General features: G+C 54.8%; 30 protein-coding genes. 25 read left to right on the plus strand and 5 right to left on the minus strand.

Going from position 1 to position 22,813, the window contains the following annotated elements; translation table 11 throughout:
- Positions 1–147: 147 nt before the first annotated feature.
- The 20 genes from H3H45_RS19135 to H3H45_RS19230 all read left to right on the plus strand — a co-directional run bounded on the left by H3H45_RS19135 (position 148) and on the right by H3H45_RS19230 (position 13,960).
- Positions 148–567, plus strand: a complete 420-nt coding sequence (locus H3H45_RS19135; protein WP_182835295.1) for a DUF4279 domain-containing protein — start codon at positions 148–150, stop codon at positions 565–567.
- Between the two features lie 83 nt (positions 568–650).
- Positions 651–965, plus strand: coding sequence for a hypothetical protein (locus H3H45_RS19140; RefSeq protein ID WP_182835296.1), 315 nt, complete (start codon positions 651–653; stop codon positions 963–965).
- 103 nt (positions 966–1,068) lie between these two features.
- A complete protein-coding gene (locus tag H3H45_RS19145) occupies positions 1,069–1,980 on the plus strand; it encodes an ADP-ribosylglycohydrolase family protein (protein WP_182835297.1) in 912 nt (303 codons plus the stop codon).
- Between the two features lie 86 nt (positions 1,981–2,066).
- Positions 2,067–2,633: a hypothetical protein gene (locus H3H45_RS19150; RefSeq protein WP_182835298.1), complete on the plus strand. Its 567-nt coding sequence runs from the start codon at positions 2,067–2,069 to the stop codon at positions 2,631–2,633.
- Between the two features lie 74 nt (positions 2,634–2,707).
- Positions 2,708–3,073: a hypothetical protein gene (locus H3H45_RS19155; RefSeq protein ID WP_182835299.1), complete on the plus strand. Its 366-nt coding sequence runs from the start codon at positions 2,708–2,710 to the stop codon at positions 3,071–3,073.
- 80 nt (positions 3,074–3,153) lie between these two features.
- Positions 3,154–3,570, plus strand: coding sequence for a hypothetical protein (locus H3H45_RS19160; protein ID WP_182835300.1), 417 nt, complete (start codon positions 3,154–3,156; stop codon positions 3,568–3,570).
- A 78-nt stretch (positions 3,571–3,648) separates the two neighbouring features.
- On the plus strand, positions 3,649–3,987 hold the full coding sequence (locus H3H45_RS19165) for a DUF1493 family protein (RefSeq protein WP_182835301.1): 339 nt from the start codon (positions 3,649–3,651) through the stop codon (positions 3,985–3,987).
- A gap of 76 nt (positions 3,988–4,063) precedes the next feature.
- Positions 4,064–4,459: a lysozyme inhibitor LprI family protein gene (locus tag H3H45_RS19170; protein ID WP_182835302.1), complete on the plus strand. Its 396-nt coding sequence runs from the start codon at positions 4,064–4,066 to the stop codon at positions 4,457–4,459.
- 90 nt (positions 4,460–4,549) lie between these two features.
- The gene (locus H3H45_RS19175) at positions 4,550–4,870 is read left to right on the plus strand and encodes a DUF4288 domain-containing protein (protein WP_182835303.1); all 321 of its coding nucleotides are present in this window, start codon (positions 4,550–4,552) and stop codon (positions 4,868–4,870) included.
- A gap of 77 nt (positions 4,871–4,947) precedes the next feature.
- Positions 4,948–5,370, plus strand: coding sequence for a hypothetical protein (locus H3H45_RS19180; RefSeq protein WP_182835304.1), 423 nt, complete (start codon positions 4,948–4,950; stop codon positions 5,368–5,370).
- Between the two features lie 79 nt (positions 5,371–5,449).
- Positions 5,450–6,031 carry a hypothetical protein gene (locus H3H45_RS19185; RefSeq protein ID WP_182835305.1) on the plus strand — a complete coding sequence of 194 codons (582 nt, stop codon included), beginning with the start codon at positions 5,450–5,452 and terminating at the stop codon, positions 6,029–6,031.
- A gap of 73 nt (positions 6,032–6,104) precedes the next feature.
- A complete protein-coding gene (locus H3H45_RS19190; protein WP_182835306.1) occupies positions 6,105–6,488 on the plus strand; it encodes a hypothetical protein in 384 nt (127 codons plus the stop codon).
- A gap of 85 nt (positions 6,489–6,573) precedes the next feature.
- Entirely contained in the window at positions 6,574–6,978 is a 405-nt protein-coding gene (locus H3H45_RS19195) for a hypothetical protein (protein ID WP_182835307.1), read from the plus strand.
- Positions 6,979–7,993: 1,015 nt separating this feature from the next.
- Entirely contained in the window at positions 7,994–8,584 is a 591-nt protein-coding gene (locus H3H45_RS19200) for a hypothetical protein (RefSeq protein WP_182835308.1), read from the plus strand.
- Positions 8,585–8,683: 99 nt separating this feature from the next.
- Entirely contained in the window at positions 8,684–9,079 is a 396-nt protein-coding gene (locus H3H45_RS19205; protein WP_182835309.1) for a hypothetical protein, read from the plus strand.
- A gap of 501 nt (positions 9,080–9,580) precedes the next feature.
- Complete coding sequence (locus tag H3H45_RS19210) at positions 9,581–10,030, plus strand: hypothetical protein (protein WP_182835310.1); 450 nt, start codon at positions 9,581–9,583, stop codon at positions 10,028–10,030.
- A 267-nt stretch (positions 10,031–10,297) separates the two neighbouring features.
- Entirely contained in the window at positions 10,298–11,074 is a 777-nt protein-coding gene (locus tag H3H45_RS19215) for a Crp/Fnr family transcriptional regulator (RefSeq protein WP_182835311.1), read from the plus strand.
- A gap of 549 nt (positions 11,075–11,623) precedes the next feature.
- Positions 11,624–12,070, plus strand: coding sequence for a hypothetical protein (locus H3H45_RS19220; protein ID WP_182835312.1), 447 nt, complete (start codon positions 11,624–11,626; stop codon positions 12,068–12,070).
- A gap of 95 nt (positions 12,071–12,165) precedes the next feature.
- Positions 12,166–13,476 (plus strand): glycoside hydrolase family 3 protein, encoded by a 1,311-nt coding sequence (locus H3H45_RS19225; RefSeq protein WP_182835313.1) that lies wholly within the window; start codon positions 12,166–12,168, stop codon positions 13,474–13,476.
- A 52-nt stretch (positions 13,477–13,528) separates the two neighbouring features.
- The gene (locus H3H45_RS19230) at positions 13,529–13,960 is read left to right on the plus strand and encodes a cupin domain-containing protein (RefSeq protein ID WP_182835314.1); all 432 of its coding nucleotides are present in this window, start codon (positions 13,529–13,531) and stop codon (positions 13,958–13,960) included.
- A gap of 34 nt (positions 13,961–13,994) precedes the next feature.
- Here H3H45_RS19230 and H3H45_RS19235 read toward each other — a convergent pair whose 3' ends face one another.
- Entirely contained in the window at positions 13,995–15,218 is a 1,224-nt protein-coding gene (locus H3H45_RS19235) for a PilT/PilU family type 4a pilus ATPase (protein ID WP_182835315.1), read from the minus strand.
- A gap of 146 nt (positions 15,219–15,364) precedes the next feature.
- Between H3H45_RS19235 and H3H45_RS19240 the strand changes: the two genes are divergently transcribed.
- Together H3H45_RS19240 and H3H45_RS19245 are read left to right on the plus strand one after the other, a co-directional pair.
- Positions 15,365–15,643: a peptidylprolyl isomerase gene (locus H3H45_RS19240; RefSeq protein ID WP_182835316.1), complete on the plus strand. Its 279-nt coding sequence runs from the start codon at positions 15,365–15,367 to the stop codon at positions 15,641–15,643.
- A gap of 120 nt (positions 15,644–15,763) precedes the next feature.
- Positions 15,764–17,350 (plus strand): ABC-F family ATPase, encoded by a 1,587-nt coding sequence (locus tag H3H45_RS19245; protein ID WP_182835317.1) that lies wholly within the window; start codon positions 15,764–15,766, stop codon positions 17,348–17,350.
- 63 nt (positions 17,351–17,413) lie between these two features.
- Here the strand turns inward: H3H45_RS19245 and H3H45_RS19250 are convergent, their stop codons facing one another.
- A complete protein-coding gene (locus H3H45_RS19250) occupies positions 17,414–17,920 on the minus strand; it encodes a DUF1993 domain-containing protein (protein ID WP_182835318.1) in 507 nt (168 codons plus the stop codon).
- Between the two features lie 79 nt (positions 17,921–17,999).
- Between H3H45_RS19250 and H3H45_RS19255 the strand changes: the two genes are divergently transcribed.
- Positions 18,000–18,350, plus strand: a complete 351-nt coding sequence (locus H3H45_RS19255) for an MmcQ/YjbR family DNA-binding protein (RefSeq protein WP_182835319.1) — start codon at positions 18,000–18,002, stop codon at positions 18,348–18,350.
- Here the strand turns inward: H3H45_RS19255 and H3H45_RS19260 are convergent.
- A complete protein-coding gene (locus H3H45_RS19260) occupies positions 18,344–19,045 on the minus strand; it encodes a DUF1294 domain-containing protein (RefSeq protein ID WP_182835320.1) in 702 nt (233 codons plus the stop codon). The two genes, H3H45_RS19255 and H3H45_RS19260, sit on opposite strands and share 7 nt — an antisense overlap.
- A gap of 4 nt (positions 19,046–19,049) precedes the next feature.
- On the minus strand, positions 19,050–19,883 hold the full coding sequence (locus H3H45_RS19265) for an undecaprenyl-diphosphate phosphatase (RefSeq protein ID WP_182835321.1): 834 nt from the start codon (positions 19,881–19,883) through the stop codon (positions 19,050–19,052).
- Positions 19,884–20,076: 193 nt separating this feature from the next.
- Here H3H45_RS19265 and H3H45_RS19270 point away from each other — a divergent pair, with 193 nt between their 5' ends.
- Together H3H45_RS19270 and H3H45_RS19275 are read left to right on the plus strand one after the other, a co-directional pair.
- Positions 20,077–21,708 carry a methyl-accepting chemotaxis protein gene (locus H3H45_RS19270; RefSeq protein ID WP_182835322.1) on the plus strand — a complete coding sequence of 544 codons (1,632 nt, stop codon included), beginning with the start codon at positions 20,077–20,079 and terminating at the stop codon, positions 21,706–21,708.
- Between the two features lie 7 nt (positions 21,709–21,715).
- Positions 21,716–22,330, plus strand: a complete 615-nt coding sequence (locus H3H45_RS19275; protein WP_220494374.1) for a hypothetical protein — start codon at positions 21,716–21,718, stop codon at positions 22,328–22,330.
- A gap of 4 nt (positions 22,331–22,334) precedes the next feature.
- Here the strand turns inward: H3H45_RS19275 and H3H45_RS19280 are convergent, their stop codons facing one another.
- Positions 22,335–22,802 carry a DUF3429 domain-containing protein gene (locus H3H45_RS19280; RefSeq protein ID WP_182835323.1) on the minus strand — a complete coding sequence of 156 codons (468 nt, stop codon included), beginning with the start codon at positions 22,800–22,802 and terminating at the stop codon, positions 22,335–22,337.
- Positions 22,803–22,813 lie beyond the last annotated feature (11 nt).

Consider the following 22,813-nt stretch of genomic DNA (forward strand, 5'->3'; position numbering starts at 1 on the left):
CTTGGAGCGTCCATTGTGTATGACGTGTATCCAGGCCCGTAGTGTGAGCCCCTAACTAGTGGTTCAAGCCGCTCGCTTCGCTCACTCGGGACCGGCTAAAGCCGGCCCCTTAACCAAACGTTATGCACCAAAACCAGGAATGCGTACATGGAAGAATTTAATACATATGCATATTTCTGGGTTGGCGAATTTGACTGCGACCCATCAGAGATAACTGACCTGCTAAAAATACAACCTAGCAGAGTCGTTCTTAAAGGAGAGCAGTTAAACGTCGCAACTCATACCGTTAGGAAAAAAAGCTTTTGGGAGTTTAGAAGTTCGTTGCCAACCACAGAGATGTTCCAAGACGCACACTTGGAAAATTTACTTTCCATGCTTGCACCGTTAAAAAACGAAATAGCACAGCTACAGCTAAAATATGAAACAGGAATATCCTGCGTAGGTTATTACACAAATGTTAACCCTGGCTTCCATCTAAGCGCAGAGCTTATAAAGTCATGCGCATCATTGAACTTATGCATTGATTTCGATCTATACAATTATTCTGGAAATACAAATGGCGCATAACAACTGGTTCAAACCGTTCACTGCGCTCACTGGGACGGGCTAAAGCCCGCCCCTTAACCAAACGTTGTAGGCATGAGAAGGTCATGAGCATGGAAGCAGTTGCAACGAGAGAGCTTGAGTTCTCACCCAAAGGAGAAACAGCTCGATCCCCGCTTACGATTGAAGTATTCAAACCGTTTCAGCTTCAGCCGGGGCAGGTCTCGTTTAATTTCGCTCCAGGCACCTCAGGCTGCCGTGTTGAATTCAAAGGTTTAGGCACCAGTAAATTCAACTCAATATTCTATGGCGCAGATCTGTTACAAGCCCTTCAGCTTGCAGCCGACATTGACCCAATACTTCGGCGAATTAATAAAGAATATGAGCTTTATTTTCTTGATGGAGAGTCCTATTTTGAATAAAGCAATCGGAGTGCATTCCTACAACAATGCGCTCAAAGCGCTCACTTCGTTCGCTGGGACCGGCGAAGCCGGCCCCTTAGCTTAATCGTTAGCAGGCTTTAGCATGACTCCTACGCTCTCAGAAAGATATCGCGGAAGCTTACTTGGGCTGGCTTGCGGAGATGCCGTTGGTACAGCTGTAGAGTTTCGATCTCGGGGTTCATTCACACAAATAACAGACATGATTGGTGGAGGCCCCTTTGGCCTCCAGCCAGGTAAGTGGACTGATGACACCTCAATGACTCTCTGTCTCGCTGAAAGCCTCCTGAACAAAAATGGTTTCGACGCAAAAGACCAAATGGGACGATATCTCAACTGGTGGCAGTGGGGGTATCTAAGCTCCACAGGTGACTGTTTCGATATTGGAATGACGGTGCGTCAAGCACTCAATACGTTTCAAACAACAGGCAACCCCTACGCTGGGTCTACTGATCCTCAGAGCGCAGGAAACGGATCTCTTATGCGTCTTGCTCCCGTCGTGCTCTTTTACTACCCAGACGTAGAGCAAGTACTTACTTCTTGCGCAAATAGTTCGCGAACTACGCACGGAGCACCTGAGGCAATTCAATGTTGCATGCTTCTTGGCTTGCTGCTGACAAAGGCACTTGCCGGGGAGCCAAAATCCGCACTGCTTAAGCTTCAAAGTGAAGAATTCAATGAAACAAAGGTAGTCCAACTTGCAGCAGGAACCTTTATTGAAAAAACACGCGCCAATATCACTGGCTCGGGATACTCAGTCGAGTCACTAGAGGCTGCGTTATGGTGCTTTCACCATACAAATAGCTTCGAGGCTGCTGTTCTAGAAGCTACCAATCTTGGGGACGACGCCGACACGACCGCCGCTATAGTCGGGCAGTTGGCAGGAGCACATTACGGGGCTAGTAATATTCCAGCGCATTGGCTGGAGCTGCTTCACATGCGTAACGATATTGAGGCAACCGCAGATGCATTGCTCCGCGCGTCAAAAGCCCGCTAACAACTGGTTCAAGTCGTTCGCTTCGCTCACTCGGGACCGGCTAAAGCCGGCCCCTTAACCAAACGTTAGCGGCCACGGGGAGTTATATGAGACTCATAACAGCAATACTGTTAATTTTGTCCACGTACTCAGCCTTAGCCGATGAGCGCTATGAATTTTATAAATTCAACTGCTCCACAGTAATCCCCAGCTTCGAAGTCAATCGCATTAGTTACTGGAACATAAGGCAAGCCATCTGGCCAGAAGACTATGACTGGACAAAACACGTCCAACTACTTAAACGGCTTGAGCGCGAAAATAATATTTATGTCTTCAATGAATGGTACGGATATTACGATTCCCCTCAAGTCACTTTCAGTTGTGGAGAGTTTCAGGCAACGATCAACTACGACAAACAGAACCGCGAAATTGGCCCTGTTGGCTCTGAAAAGCCCGTGCGCAGAAATGCATCAATCAGTGTTACATCAAAAAATCGAGAAATTATTAAAAAAATCAACATGGAGTTGATTGCCAGAATGAGTCTTTACAAAGACGAATCAGGACTAATTCTTGCCGAATACTGTACAGGCAATAACTGCACAGAACACCACATTGAAAATATCGAACCACTTTCTAACGAAAGTTTTTTACGGTTAGGTGAAAGTGGCCGCTAACAATGCGCTCAAAGCGCTCACTTCGTTTGCTGGGACCGCGTTCCGCGGCCCCTTAGCTTAATCGTTAGGCAATCATGAACCATCTCAATTTCTCAATAAAAATATTCTTGCTTCTCGTTGGCTACATCATTGCAGCCTTCATAACAAAATTTATTATCATGCTTCCTCTTGCGAATGCCCTGCAGGGTGGAATAGAAAGTGTTTATCTTTCCTTGGTAATCTCCATAGCTGTCGCCGGACTTTGCATAGGAGCCATCTGCACTAAAACAATAAAGAACATCCCCCTTTATGGCGCGCTAGGGCTGGCAACATTAGCAACCACATATAAATTCTTTAGGCCGGATTTTTCGCCGCTTCCGCAAGTTTGGTTCTCAACGGCCTTAATTGTTACTTTTGCTTCCATCATGGTTGGTTCATATGCAGCCAAGCGGAAAGCCTAACAATTGGTTCAAAGCCGTTCGCTTCGCTCACTCGGGACCGCGTTCCGCGGCCCCTTAACCAAACGTTAGGGACAAAACATATGCAAAAGCTCGCCGGGCTTGCAGCACTCTTCCTTGCGACTACTTGTTATGGCTATGGTGACGCATACCGTGGCGACGACCTATACAGAATCAGTCTTATAAATTTAATAGCCACACCAGAAAAATATCACAATAAAAAAGTCAGGGTTATAGGTGCTGGTAGACTTGAATTCGAGGGAAATGCAATATGCCTATCAAAAGATGACATCGTGCATAGAATATCCAATAACTGCCTCTGGATCAGCGTCGATCCAGAGTCCATTAGAGCAACGCAAGAAAAGCTAGAAGAGCTCAATGGAAAGTACGTGCTCATTGAGGGAGTATTCAACTCCGAAAACACAGGTCACATGGGCATGAACAGCGGAGCAATCGAGAGCATAAACAGGTACGATCTCTGGGAGCGGAGCCGCCCCTAACAATGCGCTCAAAGCGCTCACTTCGTTCGCTGGGACCGCGTTCCGCGGCCCCTTAGCTTAATCGTTAGACGTAGGGCCATGAACAGCCACGCCGAATTTCTTGAGCTAGTCCGAAAGCATAAAACTGCTCAAGCAAATTTCAGCCTGAGCAGCAGAGTTGTTGATGATTTAGGTATCGACGGCGACGATGCTGAAGAACTTATTGAAGAGCTAAATACAGAATTTCAGCCTCAAACCATTGATGTGAACTGGTTTAAGTATTTCCACGCTGAAGCGGAGCTTCTGTCATGGAGCTACTACCTAAAGCTACTTGCACAAAAAGTAGGAATCAGAAACAAACCAGCTCTTAGACACATTGAGCAACTAACAGTTGAAAAGCTCATGGAGTTATACAATGCACATTCGCGTAACGTCTAACAATGCGCTCAAAGCGCTCACTCCGTTCGCTGGGACCGGCGAAGCCGGCCCCTTAGCTTAATCGTTAGGGCATCCAATGCATCGCTCACTAGCTGCCTGCCTACTAGCCTTATCTATTGAGGCATACGCAGAACCGGAGAACAACATTGACTGCGCCAATGCATTCTCAACGCCGGACATTGAGCAGTGCGCATCTATCTCTCTCGAAAATACAGAGAAAGAGCTGAATTTAACCTATAAAAAATTGGTGGAAAATCTTTCCCAACCAAACACTGAGTACGAAAATTACACCGAATACAGAAAAAAGCTTTTAACCGCCCAAAGAGCATGGATTACATTCAGGGAAGCGGACTGCGCTGCTCAGTACGAAATGCACAGATCAGGGACTATTCGCAATAGCATCTATCTAGCCTGCAAAGAAGAGCGCGCCAAACAGCGAATAAAGGAGCTTCAAAACTATGCTCCCTACTAGCCCTAACAAATGGTTCAAGTCGCTCGCTTCGCTCACTCGGGACCGGCTAAAGCCGGCCCCTTAACCAAACGTTAGGCTCATGGAGGAACTATGGCGTGGTATGCCATTAGATCTATCTACCACTTCGGCACTAAAGCTGATGGCACGAATATCTTTGAAGAACGGACTGTATGCTTTGAAGCAGAAACGCCTGATGAGGCGCACGAAAAAGCTGCATACGAGTCACAGCAATACGCCGAAGACAATGAGTTCATAGCCCACAATGAGCAAGTGGCCTACAAACAGGATGGAGAAAATCTAATTGATGGATACGAGCTTTGGTCCGAGCTGTTCGAGTCAAGAGAAAGCTTGTCGGAGTTCTGGATTAACCGCTATGAAAAATACACTTACCATCCAGAGCCACAAGCCTAACAATACGCTCAAAGCGCTCACTCCGTTCGCTGGGACCGGCGAAGCCGGCCCCTTAGCTTAACCGTTAGGTGTAGCTGATGTTCTACATGCGTCTTCACAGAACTTGGACCGACACTGATGGCATGATCCAAGTCAGCTTCCAAGCTTCTAATGGGCCGCAATCAGCGACTATTGAGTTCTATGCGTACCCAGAAGAGATTTCAGATTTTTCTAAAGCTCTTATAGAATTTCCGTTTACTCCGAATAATCACGCTAGTTTTGAGTACGGTACCGACCCAAGCTACTGCTGCCTATTCAAGCTTTCCGCGAAGCTTCGCAACCTAAGCGGGCATCCAGTTATCGAGCTAAAGTATGACAATCGGCGCGCAATTCCAGAAAAAGCAGAAGGCCTTTTCTACATGCCATGCGAAGCAACACTAATAAACAGCTTCGGGAAACAGCTTTCAAAATTTGCCACTGGTGAAAAATCAAACATAGAACTTGAGTGGAGCAACACCTAACAATGCGCTCAAAGCGCTCACTTCGTTCACTGGGACCGGCGAAGCCGGCCCCTTAGCTTAATCGTTAGAGATAATATTTGTGCACAATCCATTCAGAACCCCCACATATGAAGACGGCGGAGCCACAGCAAATTCAACAAGCTTGAACATCCTATTGCTTTTATTATCTATCATTGCCTCCTACATGCTGACGAAAGACTTAAGGCACTTACTTGTCACGCACAATGACTCACTGGCACAAGCAGCTAAAATTTCAATACTTCATTACATATATATAAAAGCCATCCCATTTGAAATCGCTTATTTCAGAGCTTTTTCCAGCATCGCCATGCTTATACTCATATTTTTTACAGCCCGAAACAGACATAACTTTTCAAGACACTACTTTTTTGCAATTGCTTATGGGATTACACAACTTGCATATCAAATATTGGCAATAACAGGTGTAATTGAAATTCTTAGGCAAGTATCCGGAAAAAGCATCTTCGACACAGACTTCTGGCTTCACCCAACAATAGCGCCAAGCATAATAGAAGCACTTATAAAACTCTCATTAACTATAGTTCCGCAAATAGCCTTTCTAGTACTATGCGTCACCGTCAAAGCAGCAATACAAAAGCAAAAAATTGAAAATCCATACTCCATGGGCATCTCTAACTAATGGTTCAAGCCGTTCGCTTCGCTCACTCGGGACCGGCTAAAGCCGGCCCCTTAACCAAACGTTAGAGAAAAACATGGAACGTAACCCGATACTACTTGGGCTGGCCGCAGCAGCAATTGCACTTCTAGTCGTTAAGCTTCTCAAAGCCACACTGGGCAGCAGCCTTGCAGACTTCATGCTGGAAGCTATCTATAACCTTCCATGGTTAGCTGGCGGCCTCGTCGCTGGTTACAAGTCTAAGTTTTCCCCAATCAGAAATGGCGCGATCGCAGGTGCACTCTATGGGTTCATCTTCTGCCTAATCGGAATAGCTCAAATTTCATCCCAAACCTATGGATTAGAAGAGAAAATTTCACAGCTTGGCATCGCAGCTGTGGCCATTATAAGATTTGCTTTTATGTTCTCCTTGGCGTCTGCTTTCGGATACTTACAAAAATCACAGCGTGCAATTCTCTAACAATGCGCTCAAAGCGCTCACTTCGTTCGCTGGGACCGCGTTCCGCGGCCCCTTAGCTTAATCGTTAGAAACCACGGAGGGATACATGCCAGAGAACATCGACCAATTTAACGACTATTGTGCAAAAATCCTCTCTCATCTATACGACAAATTTCCATCCCCAACAGCAATACAGACCCACATCTTAGTTGGCGGTGAAATAGATGAATACGAACTTAAAGTATGCCCAAAAACCTCTTTTGGCTCTGACACAGTTCGCTGGCTACGCAATGAAGGTTTTATTGTGGCGGAGGGCGGAAATTTTGGGACTTACCATGGTTGTTACCTTACAGCCAAAGGTCTTTCGGCACTAAATGCCACCCCCGAGTCGCTGGCTCCAGATGAAACAGTAATTGCAAAGCTCAAAAAAGGCTTAGCCACCGGGTCGTCAGAAGTAACTAAGAGCGCCATAGGTGCATTTGTTACATCAGTCATGAGTGGTGTTTTCTAACAATGCGCTCAAAGCGCTCACTTCGTTCGCTGGGACCGGCGAAGCCGGCCCCTTAGCTTAATCGTTATGCCCTAAAGGAGATGCCGTGAACTGTTACATACACGGAGACACTGGAGCAGTTGGAGTATGTAAGTCCTGCATGAAGGGGCTCTGCCATGAGTGCGCGCAGGAAGTAGATGCGTCGCTATCCTGCAAAGGCAGTTGCGAGCAACGGGTTAAATTACTTAACCGCCAGGCGTCAAGCCAAAGCTTTGCAAGCTTGTTCCGTGTCTGGCTGCCAATACTCACCATTATTTATGGGTCGTATCTAGCAGTATCTTGGTCTGGGCTATCCGGGTATCCGAGAGAAACTGGTTTGTTTCTTACGGGAGTGGCGTTCATAGCATTTGGCGTAGCCGTTCTCGTCAAAAATAAGCTTTCGAGTAAAGCATAACAATGCGCTCAACTACCGCTCACTTCGTTCGCTGGACGTCCAAAAGCTGCGCTTTTGGCCGCCCGTTAGCTTAATCGTTAGGTACCCATCGAATGCCTACAGGTGTATATAGAAGAGTTTTTATTACATCAAGATGGGCAATAAAGGTGCCTCGAATAAGAAATATTATTCGAGGGGCACGTTGCAATAGATGGGAAGCAGAGATGTGGAGAGAATGGAGGCCAAAATTCGGATGGGCACACTTATGCCCAGTTCGATTCTGCGACCCTCTGGGACTCGTTCTTGTTATGTACAGAGCACTCCAACCAGTAACTTTTGAAGAGATCAAAATCGCAAACGACGGAGAATATAGCAATTACTACCCCAACCCCGACATGGAGTATAAGCCAGAAAACTGGGGAAAAATTAAAGGCAAAATTGTTTGCTTGGATTACGGCATTGACGAGCCTGAACTAATCACAAAGATCAGGCGTAAATATCAAGAAATGAGTAGCACCTAACAATGCGCTCAAATCGCTCGCTTCGCTCACTGGGACCGGCTAAAGCCGGCCCCTTAGCTTAATCGTTAGGCACAAAATAAATATGCCAGCCATCTCCGTCACCTTGAATGGCAACCTAATTGCCAAGGTTTCAACAGGAAACCTCAACATTCTGTCCGTGAGAGTTAGCGGAGACATTCTTGCAGACACGTTTGCAACCATTGATTTCTCTGGCGGACGGTACGAACCAGATAGCGAGAGCAAACACCTAATTTGGTTAAACGAGCAGGTACTCCAACCTAACGATCAGATAGAGGTTTCCCTTCACGAACAAGGCGAAACATCCCTTATTGGCAAAACCATCGAAGAACTATACCCAGAGCCACCTCAAGCTCACGATGAGTCAATTACTCCAGAGGAAATATTTTCTGAACTATCCCAGCGCAAGGCAGTTCGCAGTGGCTTCCGGTTTGAAATTGTAACCCCCACTGGAGAGGTTCTGAACTCTCGCACCAATCCAGGCGATTACTGTTTTGGGTTTACAACTATATGGAACGGAAAAAATCCTGATCGAGCCAAAACCTGGCTAACATCAAATACTCTTGAACGCATTGCACTTCGAGAAAATGGCTCAGATCATGCGCGTCTCACGCTACAGCTTGGCCAATCAATATTTCTGCGTGTTTGCGCCTAACAATGCGCTCAACTATCGCTCACTTCGTTCGCTGGACAGTCAAAAGCTGCGCTTTTGCCTGCCCGTTAGCTTAATCGTTAGGCAAAGGAAGGCAGCACAGTGTCTGGCTGGCGACGCGAATTTATTAAACTTTCCCCACAACATCAGAGTGCCGCTCAAGCAGCAGCATATTCTGGCGCACTGATCCAACAACCTCTTTTCTTTATCCTCAAAGAAGCTATAAATCTTGGCGAGACCTGCAACCTTAAAAAGGTTATTTCTTACGTTAAGTGGATCGACCAAAATCCTGCAGCCAGTTGCAACGCAGAAATTGAAGAAGACCTATTTATACCGATAGCAAAATCCAGAGACCTACGCACAGGTCTGCTGAAGTCACTCAACAAGCAAGATTTCGAGTCAATAAAGAAATACTTCATAGAAAGTTGGCAGAACGAAGAATATCGAACAGGCAGAATTAAGGACCTCGAAAATGAGTTCAACTCAATACAAGGCTAGTATTTTCAACCTGACACATCTGCGTATCTGCCTAACAAACGGTTCAAGCCGCTCGCTTCGCTCACTCGGGACCGCGTTCCGCGGCCCCTTAACCTGAACGTTAGAGGCCAATCAAAAATGTACGATTGCTTCGGCACCGGATTTGTCGGGTACAGATTAATACTCAGCACCGTAGCAATTTACGCTTTTCTTCTAGGTCTACCTTTAGCAATCACATATGTCGCAACAGGTTTTAAAGAGCATTTTTCAAAGCAAGTTAAACTGGTGGCTCTTTGCACCATAATATTACTAGCTGGAGGCTTCTTCGTTTACGGCCCTGAAATCAGCTATATTGCAGCAGCGTTCATTGCTCTAAATTTCGGCATATCAATTCACGCAGTTATCGTACGAAACAAAACCAAGGGGAGCCTCTAACAAACGGTTCAAGCCGTTCGCTTCGCTCACTCGGGACCGCGTTCCGCGGCCCCTTAACCTGTACGTTAGGCATCAAAGAGGAAGCCTATGTGTCTCGCGGTCTATCTTGGAAGCAGTTGCCCAGTTCCAGAAGTTGAATGGGATAAAGATGCACCAGCGTTTTACGTTGAGGCTGTTGAAGAGTCTGCATCAGTTCGTGAGCGCTTCTCGGTTCCTCATGTCTACTACGCGGGCTCTCATGAAGGGTGCGGTTGCGGCTTCTCCAAGGATGGAGAGGTTGGCGAAGACTTAGAGAAATGCCTGGGGAACTATGCGGCACTTGGTCAAACCGTACGGAAAGCAATGAGTCAAGGTGCCAAAGTTGAACTCTTTGCTTGCTGGGAAGGAGATCAAACGCGGAAGCCGGAGTCATTTTTGTCCATTACTCCGGCCATGCTTGAGTCACGCGCCTTCGAATTCAAGCAGTTGGAGCTTGTGCGTATGGAGCAATCCGATGTCTATTCATCACCTGCGTCCGACTCAATGCCCGCTGCCTAAGAACTGGTTCAAGTCACTCGCTTCGCTCGTTCGGGACCGCGTTCCGCGGCCCCTTAACCAAACGTTAGGCGACAACTGAGCTTTCCCCTCTTAAGATTCATCAATCAACTCTTCCTACGCTGCTGAGGCCCGGCAGAAACTCACCTCATGCCCGCTCTCAGCGCCCAACCCTATGTGGGCTACCGCACCGAATGCGTGCCGTACAAAACGTACCCTCATACAGTTTTGAACGCGCCTCCCCAACGATTCAGTGCCCAGAGCACCGCAATGTCCGCTACGCCCCAGCCCGAACCGCAGCAGAATCATCTTCTGGCAGCCTTGTCACCGGAGGTACAAACTCGTTTGTTCCAACATTTGGAACTGGTGCCATTGCCGCTGCGTTCCGTTTTGTATGAGTCCGGGCGCCCGATGCGCCATGTTTACTTTCCAACTGACGCCATCGTCTCGCTGCAGTACGTGATGGAGAACGGAGCATCGACCGCGATTCTGGTGGTGGGCAACGAGGGATTGCTTGGCATCAGTTTGCTGATGGGCGGGGAAAGTACACCGAGTCGGTCGTTGGTACAGAGTGCCGGTTACGCTTATCGGCTCCCTAGGCAGCGAGTGAAAGAGGAGTTCAACCGCCACGGCCAGTTGTTGCTGCTGATGCTGCGTTATACCCAGGCGCTAATTACCCAAGTCTCGCAGACCGCTGTGTGCAATCGGCACCACTCGATCGACCAGCAGCTCTGCCGCTGGCTTCTGCTGTCCATGGATCGTCTGTCACACAACCATTTGACCATGACGCAGGAGTTCATCGGCAACATGCTCGGTGTGCGCCGCGAAGGTGTTACCCAGGCCGCGTTGAAGTTGCAGCACCTCGGCGTCATTTCATATTCGCGCGGATTGATCAAAGTACTTGATCGGTCAAAACTTGAGCAACTGAGTTGCGAGTGCTACTCAGTGGTAAAGAAAGAAACAGACCTGCTGCTTGACTACATACCGCAGCGTCAGGTGATCACCAATACCGATGCCATTCCCACTGCGACGCTGCCCAAGCCATAGGCATGAGTTTTGGCTCTGTGATCGAGACCGCCTGCACCACCGGGTTGAGCCGGAAACGGCTGCTGGCGTGAGCCAATTCGTACAACGATATTTACTGCCAAGATCCGTGCGCAGACGCGGCTCATACTTTGGTGCGCTTTGCGTGTTATTTGCTGGCCGATAATTCCGCCAGATTTCATGATGGTCAACGAGCAAAGATCCAAGCGCCCTCCCCGCAACAAAGCACTTTTTGACGGATGGGGATACAAGGATGTATCCGCGCCAACGATTAATGTTGACTAGCGCCTTTCTGGCCTTGATCAGCCAACTGCCAGGCTGCATGACCTCTACCCTGCACGCTGACTATAACTATCAAGTAGCGCTTTCCTGGGTGCTGATCACTCGCGATGGCAAGAACCTTGCCATATTGGGCGCCAAGCCTGGCCACCCGCCGCAAACGTCGGCGAGAATCCCACTCACCGCAGCAGACCAGAGGCCAAGGCAAGCGAGCTGCTCGGGATCTGCTTGATATGTTGCCTGTAAAGACTCACCCCATCACAAGGACCCGCGATGAAAACTACCCTCCTCCTGCTCACCTTGACCCTCGCCATGGCCGGTTGCCAGCTAGACGATGAAACCCTGGCTCTGGAGGCCAATGCCAAGGAAGAGCAGGTCTGGACCTTCGTCCAGTTCAACGTGCCGGAAGAAGATGAAGGGCTGGAGTCCTTTTATTACTACGGCAAGGTCTCGAAAAGCCTCTATCAGTTGATCAGCAGCAACCGCCTGCAGAGTGGTTTCCTGCGCTTGCAGGACATGCATTACTGGGGAGATGACGACCTGATTCACACCTACCGCGACCTGCAGAACAGCGGCGAGATGGTGTTTCGCATCGAAGACATCCGCAGCATGAAACTGGTACGCAAGGCGCCCACGCCGGGACTCGGCTATGAGCAGTTCGAGGAGCCGCAGAACAAGGGCATCAAGCCGGCAGCCGCGACACTGGAACAGGGCTCCTGAATCCAGTTCGTAGTCGTTGCACGCGCGGGTATCACCGCCCTGTCGGGCGCCATCGCCCCCCGCCAAACCGCTTCGTTGTGTAAAGGAATACCTGCGTGCGTAAAGGCCTCTCTGCCCTGCTCTGGCTTGCCACCCTGCTCCTGGCTGTGTGGGCCTGGAACCTGAAAGATCCCCATCTGCTGGCGCTGCGCCCTTATGAAAGCGCGTTGCTGATCGGCCTGTGCCTGCTGTTGGCGCTGCTGTTCCAGCGCTACCAGGGGCGCCGGGCCTGCGTGCTGGGTATGGCCGTACTGCTGGGCAGCGCCGGCTTTAGCGCTTATGGCGAGTGGACGCTGCAGCGCCAGAAAGCGGCGGTGCAGGCGGGGGAACTGAGCGGCGCCCGCGTGGTGGGCGCACATTTGCTGGTGGGCTACAGCGATCTCGATGAGTTGCGCATGCTGGTTGGCCGGGGCCTGGTCGCCGGGGTGTTCATCACCCGGCGCAATCTGCAGGAGAAAACCTTCAAGCAACTGCAGGCTGAAATCGTCGAACTGCAGCAGCTGCGCCACGCCGCCGGGCTGCCGGCACTGCTGATCGCCAGCGACCAGGAAGGCGGCCTGGTTTCCCACCTGTCGCCACCCCTGCCGCAGCGCGCGCCGCTGGCCAGCCTTCTCGCAGACTCGCCTAACACCGCGCAACAACTGCGGCGTGCCGAGCAGTACGGGGCTGTGCAGGGGGCAGAACTGGCCCGACTGGGGATCAACCTGAACTTCAGCCCGGTGGTGGATATCAAGCCGGAGACGCCGGGACAACTGCTGGACTTCCACAGCCGTATTAGCCAACGAGCCATCGCCAGCGATCCCGGCACGGTCAGCACCATCGCCCTGGGCTACAGCCGCGGCCTGCAGAGCCAGGGCGTGCTGCCAACGCTCAAGCATTTCCCCGGCCTGGGCAGGGTCAGCGCCGACACGCACCACTTCTCCGCCAGCCTGGATGCACCGCTGGCAGAGCTGAACCAGCGAGACTGGCGGCCTTTCCGTGAGGTCGCCGGGCAGACGCACGCGCTGATCATGCTCGGCCATGTGGTGTTAAGCGCGATCGATCCTGACAATCTGGTCGCCACCTCGCCACGGGTGATTGAGGATTTGCTGCGCGGCCAATGGCAGCACCAGGGCGTGCTGATCACCGATGACCTGACCATGGCAGCGGCCTACAACCGCGGGCTCTGCACAGTCGCAATCGGCGCGCTGAATGCCGGCGTGGATCTGCTACTGGTGTCCTACGATCATGAAAAGGTCTATCCACTGCTGGACTGCCTGAGCCAGGCTCAGGCCAACGGCACTCTGGATCGCAAACAGTTAGAGCGCAGCACCCAGCGGCTTGCCGAACAACAGAGCTGGCTGAGCGAAACGTACCCACAACCCTAAACCGCCGACGTTGACGCCGCAGAGTAGCAAGCACCCACCATCAGGAGTCGCCATGCCAAGATTCAAGCTGTTTGCCGCCCTTGCCACCCTGCTCTGCCTGCCGCCCGCCCTGGCGCTGGAGCAGAACAACAGCGTCAAGATTGCTACCGTGCTGAAGACCCAGAATAGTTGGGACGGCAAGCCACTGGCCTATCCCACAGGACAAGCCGAGGTCACCGGTATGCTCATCGAGATCGCAGTAGGTGGCGAGACAGGCTGGCACCTGCATCCGCTGCCGTCATTCGGCATGGTGCTGGAGGGTGAGCTGGAAGTGCAGCTGAGAAACGGCGCAGTCAAACACCTGAAAGCCGGCGAGGCACTGGCCGAGGTGGTCAACACCCTGCACAACGGGCGCAACACTGGCCAGGTGCCGGTCAAGCTGGTTGTGTTCTATACAGGGACCGTCGGCCAGGCGCTATCGATAAAGCCAAGGCTGCAGCCATGATGCATGGCTGCAGCGTTTCAGCCCAGGGCAGGGTTTAGATACCCGCCCGTCCCGGATCTTCCGGCGGGTTCTCTTCCTCGATTTCTTCCAGCTTCAGCTCCATGCCCCAGTTCGCGACATCGGCCGCGGGCTTCGGCGCGGCCGGTGCGGGAGCAGCCTGGGACGCTGCGGCAACCTGGGCGGCGGCGTTAGCCGGGTTCTCGCGATGCAGCTTGAGCTTGAGGCGCACGTTGTTCGCCGAGTCGGCGTTCTTCACCGCTTCTTCTTCATCAATGCTGCCTTCGTGGACTAGGTCGATCAGCGCCATATCGAAGGTCTGCATGCCGAGGTTCTTCGACTTCTCCATAGTTTCCTTGATCTCGGAGAAGTCGTTGCGCTTGATCTGGTCGCGAATGGTCGGCGTGCCGAGCAGCACCTCGACCGCCGCGCGACGCTTGCCATCCACAGTCTTGACCAGGCGCTGGGAGACGAAGGCCTTGAGGTTGTTGCCCAGGTCGTTGAGCAGTTGCGGGCGACGCTCTTCGGGGAAGAAGTTGATGATGCGGTCCAGCGCCTGGTTGGCGTTGTTGGCGTGCAGGGTGGAGATCGCCAGGTGTCCCGTGTCGGCAAAAGCCAGGGCATGTTCCATGGTCTCGCGATCGCGGATTTCGCCGATCAGGATCACGTCCGGCGCCTGGCGCAAGGTGTTCTTCAGTGCCGCGTGGAAGCTGCGGGTATCCACGCCGACTTCGCGCTGGTTGATGATCGATTTCTTGTGCCGGTGCACGTATTCCACCGGGTCTTCGATGGTGATGATGTGTCCGCCGCTGTTGCGGTTGCGGTAGTCGATCAGCGCTGCCAGGGAGGTCGACTTGCCCGAGCCGGTGCCACCGACGAACAGCACTAGGCCACGCTTCTCCATGATGGTCTTGAGCAGCACTTCCGGCAGCTTGAGGTCTTCGAACTTGGGGATTTCCATCTTGATGTTACGCGCGACGATGGACACTTCGTTGCGCTGCTTGAAGATGTTGATGCGGAAGCGGCCGATATTGGGCAGGGAAATCGCCAGGTTCATCTCCAGCTCACGGTCGAAGTCCGCGCGCTGCTCCGCATCCATCACGCCAGCGGCAATCGCCGCAACCTCACCCGGTTTCAGCGGCTCGGCGCTGAGCGGCTTGAGTACGCCATTGAACTTGGCGCAGGGCGGTGCTCCCGTGGACAGATAAAGGTCGGAACCGTCCTGGCTGGACAGGATCTTGAGCATTGCGGAGAGGTCCATGGGGCGCGCTTCCATCGGTGTGGAGTTAACAAGTTAGGCCATGTTTGCCGCTTCTTCCGGCGAGAACAAGCCTGAAAACCGGCGCCATTCTGATGGCGCAGCAAATGCTGGCACAATAGCAGCCCGAAGAAAATGAGGAGCCCGTCATGGCAAAGGCAATGGCCCGCCACATTCTGGTCAAGACCGAAGCAGAAGCCGCTGCGCTGAAGAAACGCATCGCCGCTGGCGAGGCCTTCGATGTGCTGGCACGCAAGTACTCGACCTGCCCGTCTGGCAAGAAAGGCGGCGACCTGGGCGAAGTACGGCCGGGGCAGATGGTTCGCTCAATCGACCAGGTGATCTTCAAGAAAGAACTGCGCACCGTGCATGGCCCGATCAAGAGCCAGTTCGGCTATCACCTGGTGCAGGTGTTCTACCGCGACTGAGCCACCTGTGCGCAAGCTTCTGTTATCCCGCCTGTCCCACGCGACTGCCCTTCGCCGCCCTAAACCGCTACAATCGCGCCCTTTTGCGCAGCCGCGCCCTCGCTCCCCGGGATTCCAGTCGTGATTTCTACCGCTAACATCACCATGCAGTTCGGCGCCAAGCCGCTGTTCGAGAACGTTTCCGTCAAGTTCGGCAACGGCAACCGCTACGGCCTGATCGGGGCCAACGGCTGCGGTAAGTCGACCGTCATGAAGATTCTCGGTGGTGATCTGGAGCCTTCCGGCGGCCAGGTGATGCTCGAGCCGAACGTACGTCTGGGTAAATTGCGCCAGGATCAGTTCGCTTACGAGCAGTTCAGCGTGATCGACACCGTGATCATGGGTCACGAGGAGCTGTGGACGGTCAAGGCCGAGCGCGACCGCATCTATTCGCTGGCAGAGATGAGCGAAGAAGACGGCATGAAGGTCGGCGAGCTCGAAGGTGAGTTCGCCGAGATGGACGGCTACACCGCCGAGTCCCGCGCGGGCGAACTGCTGCTGGGCCTGGGCATTCCGCTCGAGCAGCACTTCGGCCCGATGAGCGAAGTCGCGCCGGGCTGGAAACTGCGCGTGTTGCTGGCCCAGGCGCTGTTCTCCGACCCGGAAGTGCTGTTGCTGGACGAACCGACCAACCACCTGGATATCAACACCATCCGCTGGCTGGAAAACATTCTGGTGCAGCGCAACAGCACCATGATCATCATTTCCCACGACCGTCACTTCCTGAACTCGGTCTGTACCCATATGGCTGACCTGGACTACGGCGAGCTGCGCCTGTTCCCGGGTAACTACGACGAGTACATGATCGCCGCCACCCAGTCGCGCGAGCAGCTGCTGTCGGACAACGCCAAGAAGAAGGCGCAGATCAGCGAACTGCAGAGCTTCGTCAGCCGCTTCTCGGCCAACGCCTCGAAAGCCAAGCAGGCCACCAGCCGCGCCAAGCAGATCGACAAAATCCAGCTGGCCGAGGTCAAGCCGTCCAGCCGCGTCAGCCCGTTCATCCGCTTCGAGCAGAACAAGAAGTTGCACCGCCAGGCCGTGATGGTCGACAAGATGGCCAAGGGCTTCGACGGCAAAACGCTGTTCAAGAACTTCAGCTTCCAGGTCGAAGCCGGCGAGCGCGTGGCCATCATCGGCCCCAACGGCATCGGCAAAACCACCCTGCTGCGCACCCTGGTCGGCGAACTGACCCCGGATGCCGGCTCGGTAAAATGGACCGATAGTGCGGAAATCGGCTACTACGCCCAGGATCACGCCCACGACTTCGAAGACGACGTGACCCTGTTCGACTGGATGAGCCAGTGGACCCAGGGCGAGCAGATGGTGCGCGGCACCCTCGGGCGCATGCTGTTTTCCAACGACGAGATCCTCAAGTCGGTGAAAGTCATCTCCGGTGGTGAGCAAGGCCGCATGCTGTTCGGCAAGTTGATCGTGCAGAAGCCCAACGTGCTGGTGATGGACGAACCGACCAACCACCTGGACATGGAATCGATCGAGTCGCTCAACCTGGCGCTGGAGAACTATCCGGGCACGCTGATCTTCGTCAGCCACGACCGCGAGTTCGTCGGCTCCCTGGCCACGCGCATCATCGAGCTGTCGGCTAACGGTATCACCGACTTCAGCGGCACCTACGATGACTACCTGCGCAGCCAGGGCGTGATCGTCTGACCGAGCCTGACCGCAATGAAAAAGCCCCGCAGATGCGGGGCTTTTTTTGTTACGACGCGGCCGTTACGGACGACCGAGAAAATCCATCTTGCCGATCTCCAAGCCGTTATGACGGAGGATGGCGTAGGCCGTGGTCAGGTGGAAATAGAAGTTCGGCAACACGAAGTTGAGCAGGTAGTCCTGGCCCGTGAACTTCATCTCGGCGCCCGGGAACCTGAGCACGACCTCCCTGCCCTCGCTGCCGTCGATCTGCGCGGCACTGAAGCCCTCGATAAAGTCCACGGTCTTCTGAATGCGCGCCTGCAGCTCGGCGAAGCTGCTCTCGGTATCGGCGTAGCTGGGCATCTCCACGCCGGCCAGGCGTGCGGCACAGCCTTTGACGGCATCGCTGGCGATCTGCACCTGGCGGGTCAGCGGGTGCATATCGGGCGCCAGACGCGCATTGAGCAATACCGCAGGGTCGATCTTCTTCGCGTCGGCATAGGCGGCAGCCTTGTCGAGGATGGTCGAGAGGTTGCCGAACATACGCACGAACACCGGAATGGAAACCTGGTACATGGAAAGCGACATCGAAGAAACTCCTGTATGAAGAATGGCCATCGGACTCTGCTAGGGTAGCTGCAGTTCAGCCAAGGGAGACTGCATCTTGATGACCGCCGTACAGATAGCCGAGTTTTGCCTGAGCCTGCCCGGCGCCCGCGAAGACCTCAAGTGGGGCAGCAATCGGGTGTTCTCCGTCGCCGGCAACAAGATGTTCGCCATCCTCGATTTTCTCGGCAACGAGCTGGCCTTCAAGGTCGACAAGGAGCTGTTTCTCGGCTTCGTCGACCGCCCCGGCATCCGCCCTGCGCCCTATCTGGCGCGGGCCTTCTGGATCAGCATGGCGCCACCCTTGCCGCTCGGCGACGACGAACTGCGCGAGCTACTGCGTCGCTCGCACCAGTTGGTGGTGCGCAAACTGCCGAAGGTTCGCCAGGTCGGCCTGCTGCTCGATCAGTAAGGCAAGGCACCGCGCAGATAATCGCCAAGAAAACGGCCATCCAGCAGCAGATGGTCGAACCAGAAGCCCTGATGCAGCAAGATGATCAGCCAGAACAGCAGCTGGAACGGCAATTTGCGCGTCTTGTGCCGAAACACCTGCTGCGCCACCAGCGCACCGGGCCAGCCGCCGAGCAAGGCCACAAGCTGCAATTGGCTTTCCGGGATACGCCAGCGCCCCTTCTGCGCGCAGCGCTTGTCGTTCCAGTACTGGCCGAAACTGATCAGGCTGAGCAGCGGATAGGCGCCCAATGCCCACACAACCCCGGCGCCAAGCCAAAGCTGCAAGGCCCCGGCCAGAGGTAGCGCACACAGCATCAGCAGAACGACCAGCTTAAGCGGCAGTTGCTGAATAGCCCCTGTGGCAGCACGAGATGCGCGCGGCACGGACTCCTCTGCCGCAGCGCGCGGTTTGCGCCGAATCGCCGGACGATCCAGGCTCAAGCCTTCGAAGCGCATATGCTCGGCACGCGGGCGCCCCTGGGCATCCTTGCCGGGCACGAACAGCACCGTATCACCCGGCTGCGGACGGCGCTCACCGCGCAGCGCCGAGACATGCACGAACAGCTGCTCACCGCCCTGCTCCGGCAGGATGAAACCGAAGCCCTTGGCATCGTTCCAGCTTTTCAGGGTGCCGCGTTTCTCAGTCGCCAGCATGCTCTCAGTGGGCCTGCACGGTGGCCCAGTCGATCAGGCTGAACTGCCAGGTGGCGAGGATCAGCAGACCGAAACCAATGCGGTACCAGGCAAACACCGCATAGCTGTGGTTGGCGATGAACTTGAGCAGGGCGCGCACGGCGATCATGGCGAAAACGAAAGACACCACGAAGCCCAGGGCGAACACCGGCAGGTCACTGGGCTGGAACAGCTCGCGGTACTTGTAGCCGGAATATACTGCCGCGCCGACCATGGTCGGCATGGCGAGGAAGAAGGAAAACTCGGTAGCCGCACGGCGCGACAGGCCGAACAGCAGGCCGCCAATGATGGTCGAGGCTGAGCGCGAGGTGCCGGGAATCATCGCCAGGCACTGGGCACAGCCGATCTTCAAGGCTTCCTTCCAGGTCATGTCGTCGACTTCCTCGACCGTCACCTCATGCTGGCGCTGCTCGGCCCACAGCATGACTATCCCGCCCACTACCAAAGCCACAGCAACGGTGATGGGGTTGAACAGGTAATGGTGGATCTGGTCGGAAAAGGCAACGCCCAACACCACCGCCGGCATGAAGGCAATCAGCAGATTGAGCGTGAAACGCTGCGCCTGTGCCTGGCGGGGCACGTTGAACGCAACGGTGAGGATCTTGCGCCGGTACTCCCAGACCACCGCGAGGATGGCGCCGAGCTGAATGATGATATTGAAGGCCTTGGCCCGGTCGCCATCGAAGCCGATCAGGTCGGCGACGATGATCTGGTGACCGGTGCTGGAAATCGGCAGGAACTCGGTCAGCCCTTCGACTACACCTAGAATCACTGCCTGCAGGGCTGTCCACAAATCCATGAATTACCTCAGGCTGGCCTCCGATGGAAAGCGGCCGATAACAGGTTGAGCCTGACTTAGCAGGCGGAAAAACGCCGGCATGCTAGCAGATACGCCAGGCCCACGCCGCCTTGACCTACGGCTAATGGCACAGCTTCTAGACTGGTCAATAGTCTTGTGACCTGCCCCAGAACAAGAACAGGGAGTTGCCCCCATGAACAGTATGCGCAATCTGCCCATCAGCCGCCGCCTGTGGCTGATCCTGCTGTCCTCTATCCTCATGCTGCTGGCGCTGGCCGGCCTGATGCTGCAACAGATTCACGGCGACCTGTACCAGGCCAAGGCCCTGAAAACGCGGCATGTGGTGGAAAGCGCGATCGGCGTGCTCAAGCACTTCCATGGCCTGGAAAACGCCGGACTGGCGCGAGCCGAAGCGCAGAAACAGGCGATGGAGGTGATCCGCGGGCTGCGCTACGACCAGGACGACTACTTCTGGATCAACGATCTCGTCCCGGTGATGATCATGCACCCGACCAACCCGAAACTCGAAGGACAGAACCTTTCGGCCAACAAAGACCCGGACGGCAAGTTTTTGTTCAACGAGATGGTCGCCGTGGCGAAGAAGGACGGCGCCGGCCTGGTCGACTACCGCTGGCCCAAGCCGGGCTCGGCCGAGCCTGTGCCCAAGGTGTCCTATGTCGAGCTGTTCCAGCCCTGGGGCTGGATTCTTGGCTCGGGCATCTACGTCGATGATGTGCAGAACGAGTTCCGTGCCCAGGCCTTGCGCACCCTGGGCCTCCTGCTGATCATCGCTCTGCTGCTGGCTGGCCTGGTCATCCTCATCGCCCGCAGCATCGCCAGGCCGCTCGACGAAGCGGTGAATGCCATGGCCAACATCGCCAGCGGCGAGGCCGACCTGACCCGCAGCCTGGATCACAGCGGGCGTGACGAGCTGACGGCTCTGGGCAGCCATTTCAACGCCTTCACCGGCAAACTGCGCGGGGTTATCGGTCAGTCCCTGCAGGCCGCCGGCAGCCTGGATCAGGCCTCGCAATCGCTCGGAACGATTGCTGGCAATGCCCAGCAGCACAGCCAGCAGCAATCGCAGCAAATGGAACTGGTGGCCACGGCGATCAACCAGGTGTCCTACGCCGTGCAGGATGTGGCGAAGAATGCCGAACATGCCGCCAGCGAGGTGCGCCTGGCCGAGGAGCAGGCGTTGCAGGGACAGCACAACATCGACAGCAGCCTGCAGCAGATCGACCAGCTCTCCGCCACCATCGAGCAGGCCGTCGAAGTGATGCGCGCCCTGGCGGCGGAAAGCACGCAGATCGGTAGCGTGCTGGAAGTGATCCGCGCCATCGCCGAACAGACCAACCTGCTGGCCCTCAACGCCGCCATCGAAGCCGCCCGCGCCGGCGAGCAGGGCCGTGGCTTTGCCGTGGTCGCCGACGAGGTGCGCCTGCTGGCTCAGCGCACCCAGCAGTCTACGGCGGAGATCCAGGGCATGATCGAAAGCCTGCAGCGCAACTCGGAAGCGGCGGTCAGGGTGATCAATACCAGCAGCCAGGCATCCCGGCAGACTGTCGAGCAGGCGCGCCAGGCCGGGGAAAGCCTGAGCCAGATCGCCAGCTCACTGCGTAACCTCACGGGCTTGAATGCTTCGATCGCCAGTGCCACTCTGCAACAGTCGCATGTGGTCGACGATATCAACCACAATGTCACCCAGGCGGCTTCTTTGGCTCATGAAAATGCCCTGGCCGCCGATCAATCCAGTGAGGCCAGCCAGCACCTGGGCCACCTGGCAAGGCAACTCAACCAGTTGCTGGGACAATTTCGCGTATGAGGGCTGAATGAGCAGCATGGAACACCAGGAAGTCGACCTGAGCCGGCCACAGAACCAGGACCTGATCTGGGATCTGAACAGCATCGCCCGCCGCGAACTGGCCGAACGCTTCATCAAGCTGTTCGAGAACCGCCTGTGCGTCTATTCCGAGTCGGTACGCCAGCTCTATACCAACTACAACCTGCACTTCCCCAGTGACCAGGGGCGCAAGATGGTGGTGCTACCCAACCCCTACGCCTTCCACGACACCCTGCACGGCATCGAGATCGCCGCCGTGCGCCAGACCGGGCTCTGCGTACTGCCCGGTGTGGTGCTGGGCAAGCCGGGGCTGCTGCTGACCACGCAAATGAAGAATGGCGGCCCGGCGCCCAAGACCATGCCATTCAAACAGGCCCTGGCGCAGATCATCAGCAACCAGAAGAAGATCGGTGACGTGTTCCTGCCGATCATGATGAAAGGCGACCTGCGCGAGTTCGACCAGCAGATGCCCTACATCCACCTGCACCGCCTGCAGGTCCAGCGGCTTACTCGCCTGTCGACCTTCGAGCGCGACGATATCCAGCAGACTATCACCCGCAAGCTGCTGGCACTCTATCGCCAGGCCGACAGCCTGGACTGCTAGGGCATCAGCCCTGCAGTACACCACCCCAGGCCAGCAACAGACTCACGCAGACGATCAGGGTCAACGGCCTGCGCAAGGCCGGGTACCAACGCGGAGCCAGCCCCAGGCTCACAGCCCTTAGATCGCCCAGATAGAGTGCGACAAAGCACAGCAACAGCAAGGGCAACGCCAGGCCGTGCGGCAAATTGCCGGCAATCGCCAGCCAGCCCAGCAGGGGCGGAATCACCGAAAGCCCCAACTGCAGGCGTGCAGCGGTTTCCTGCTGGTCCGCACGCATGGCCAATCCCCAGTGAATGGCGCCCATGAAGGCCAGGATCACAGCAGCATAATCGAGCAAGGCCTCTAGTACCCAAGGGCGCCAGCCTATGGGGATGAGCCACACCCCCAAAGCGCCGGAAATGAACGGTAGCAAACCGGCATAACCCAGCAGCCTGGCCAACAGCGGCGGATGACTGGCATTGAAATCGTACATGTCTTGCTCCT

Origin of the sequence: Aquipseudomonas guryensis, from assembly GCF_014164785.1 — a bacterium.
Lineage (GTDB): Bacteria > Pseudomonadota > Gammaproteobacteria > Pseudomonadales > Pseudomonadaceae > Aquipseudomonas > Aquipseudomonas guryensis.

Bases quoted from the DNA above. Each gene is read 5' to 3' on its own strand.
- H3H45_RS19230 (WP_182835314.1), top strand. From the start codon at position 13,529: ATGCCAAGATTCAAGCTGTTTGCCGCCCTTGCCACCCTGCTCTGCCTG.
- H3H45_RS19240 (WP_182835316.1), top strand. From the start codon at position 15,365: ATGGCAAAGGCAATGGCCCGCCACATTCTGGTCAAGACCGAAGCAGAA.
- H3H45_RS19210 (WP_182835310.1), top strand. From the start codon at position 9,581: ATGTGTCTCGCGGTCTATCTTGGAAGCAGTTGCCCAGTTCCAGAAGTT.
- H3H45_RS19145 (WP_182835297.1), top strand. From the start codon at position 1,069: ATGACTCCTACGCTCTCAGAAAGATATCGCGGAAGCTTACTTGGGCTG.
- H3H45_RS19160 (WP_182835300.1), top strand. From the start codon at position 3,154: ATGCAAAAGCTCGCCGGGCTTGCAGCACTCTTCCTTGCGACTACTTGT.
- H3H45_RS19220 (WP_182835312.1), top strand. From the start codon at position 11,624: ATGAAAACTACCCTCCTCCTGCTCACCTTGACCCTCGCCATGGCCGGT.
- H3H45_RS19155 (WP_182835299.1), top strand. From the start codon at position 2,708: ATGAACCATCTCAATTTCTCAATAAAAATATTCTTGCTTCTCGTTGGC.
- H3H45_RS19140 (WP_182835296.1), top strand. From the start codon at position 651: ATGAGCATGGAAGCAGTTGCAACGAGAGAGCTTGAGTTCTCACCCAAA.
- H3H45_RS19260 (WP_182835320.1), bottom strand. From the start codon at position 19,045: ATGCTGGCGACTGAGAAACGCGGCACCCTGAAAAGCTGGAACGATGCC.
- H3H45_RS19135 (WP_182835295.1), top strand. From the start codon at position 148: ATGGAAGAATTTAATACATATGCATATTTCTGGGTTGGCGAATTTGAC.
- H3H45_RS19255 (WP_182835319.1), top strand. From the start codon at position 18,000: ATGACCGCCGTACAGATAGCCGAGTTTTGCCTGAGCCTGCCCGGCGCC.
- H3H45_RS19170 (WP_182835302.1), top strand. From the start codon at position 4,064: ATGCATCGCTCACTAGCTGCCTGCCTACTAGCCTTATCTATTGAGGCA.
- H3H45_RS19275 (WP_220494374.1), top strand. From the start codon at position 21,716: ATGAGCAGCATGGAACACCAGGAAGTCGACCTGAGCCGGCCACAGAAC.
- H3H45_RS19190 (WP_182835306.1), top strand. From the start codon at position 6,105: ATGGAACGTAACCCGATACTACTTGGGCTGGCCGCAGCAGCAATTGCA.
- H3H45_RS19180 (WP_182835304.1), top strand. From the start codon at position 4,948: ATGTTCTACATGCGTCTTCACAGAACTTGGACCGACACTGATGGCATG.
- H3H45_RS19175 (WP_182835303.1), top strand. From the start codon at position 4,550: ATGGCGTGGTATGCCATTAGATCTATCTACCACTTCGGCACTAAAGCT.
- H3H45_RS19235 (WP_182835315.1), bottom strand. From the start codon at position 15,218: ATGGACCTCTCCGCAATGCTCAAGATCCTGTCCAGCCAGGACGGTTCC.
- H3H45_RS19195 (WP_182835307.1), top strand. From the start codon at position 6,574: ATGCCAGAGAACATCGACCAATTTAACGACTATTGTGCAAAAATCCTC.
- H3H45_RS19270 (WP_182835322.1), top strand. From the start codon at position 20,077: ATGAACAGTATGCGCAATCTGCCCATCAGCCGCCGCCTGTGGCTGATC.
- H3H45_RS19165 (WP_182835301.1), top strand. From the start codon at position 3,649: ATGAACAGCCACGCCGAATTTCTTGAGCTAGTCCGAAAGCATAAAACT.
- H3H45_RS19250 (WP_182835318.1), bottom strand. From the start codon at position 17,920: ATGTCGCTTTCCATGTACCAGGTTTCCATTCCGGTGTTCGTGCGTATG.
- H3H45_RS19280 (WP_182835323.1), bottom strand. From the start codon at position 22,802: ATGTACGATTTCAATGCCAGTCATCCGCCGCTGTTGGCCAGGCTGCTG.
- H3H45_RS19150 (WP_182835298.1), top strand. From the start codon at position 2,067: ATGAGACTCATAACAGCAATACTGTTAATTTTGTCCACGTACTCAGCC.
- H3H45_RS19265 (WP_182835321.1), bottom strand. From the start codon at position 19,883: ATGGATTTGTGGACAGCCCTGCAGGCAGTGATTCTAGGTGTAGTCGAA.
- H3H45_RS19200 (WP_182835308.1), top strand. From the start codon at position 7,994: ATGCCAGCCATCTCCGTCACCTTGAATGGCAACCTAATTGCCAAGGTT.
- H3H45_RS19215 (WP_182835311.1), top strand. From the start codon at position 10,298: ATGTCCGCTACGCCCCAGCCCGAACCGCAGCAGAATCATCTTCTGGCA.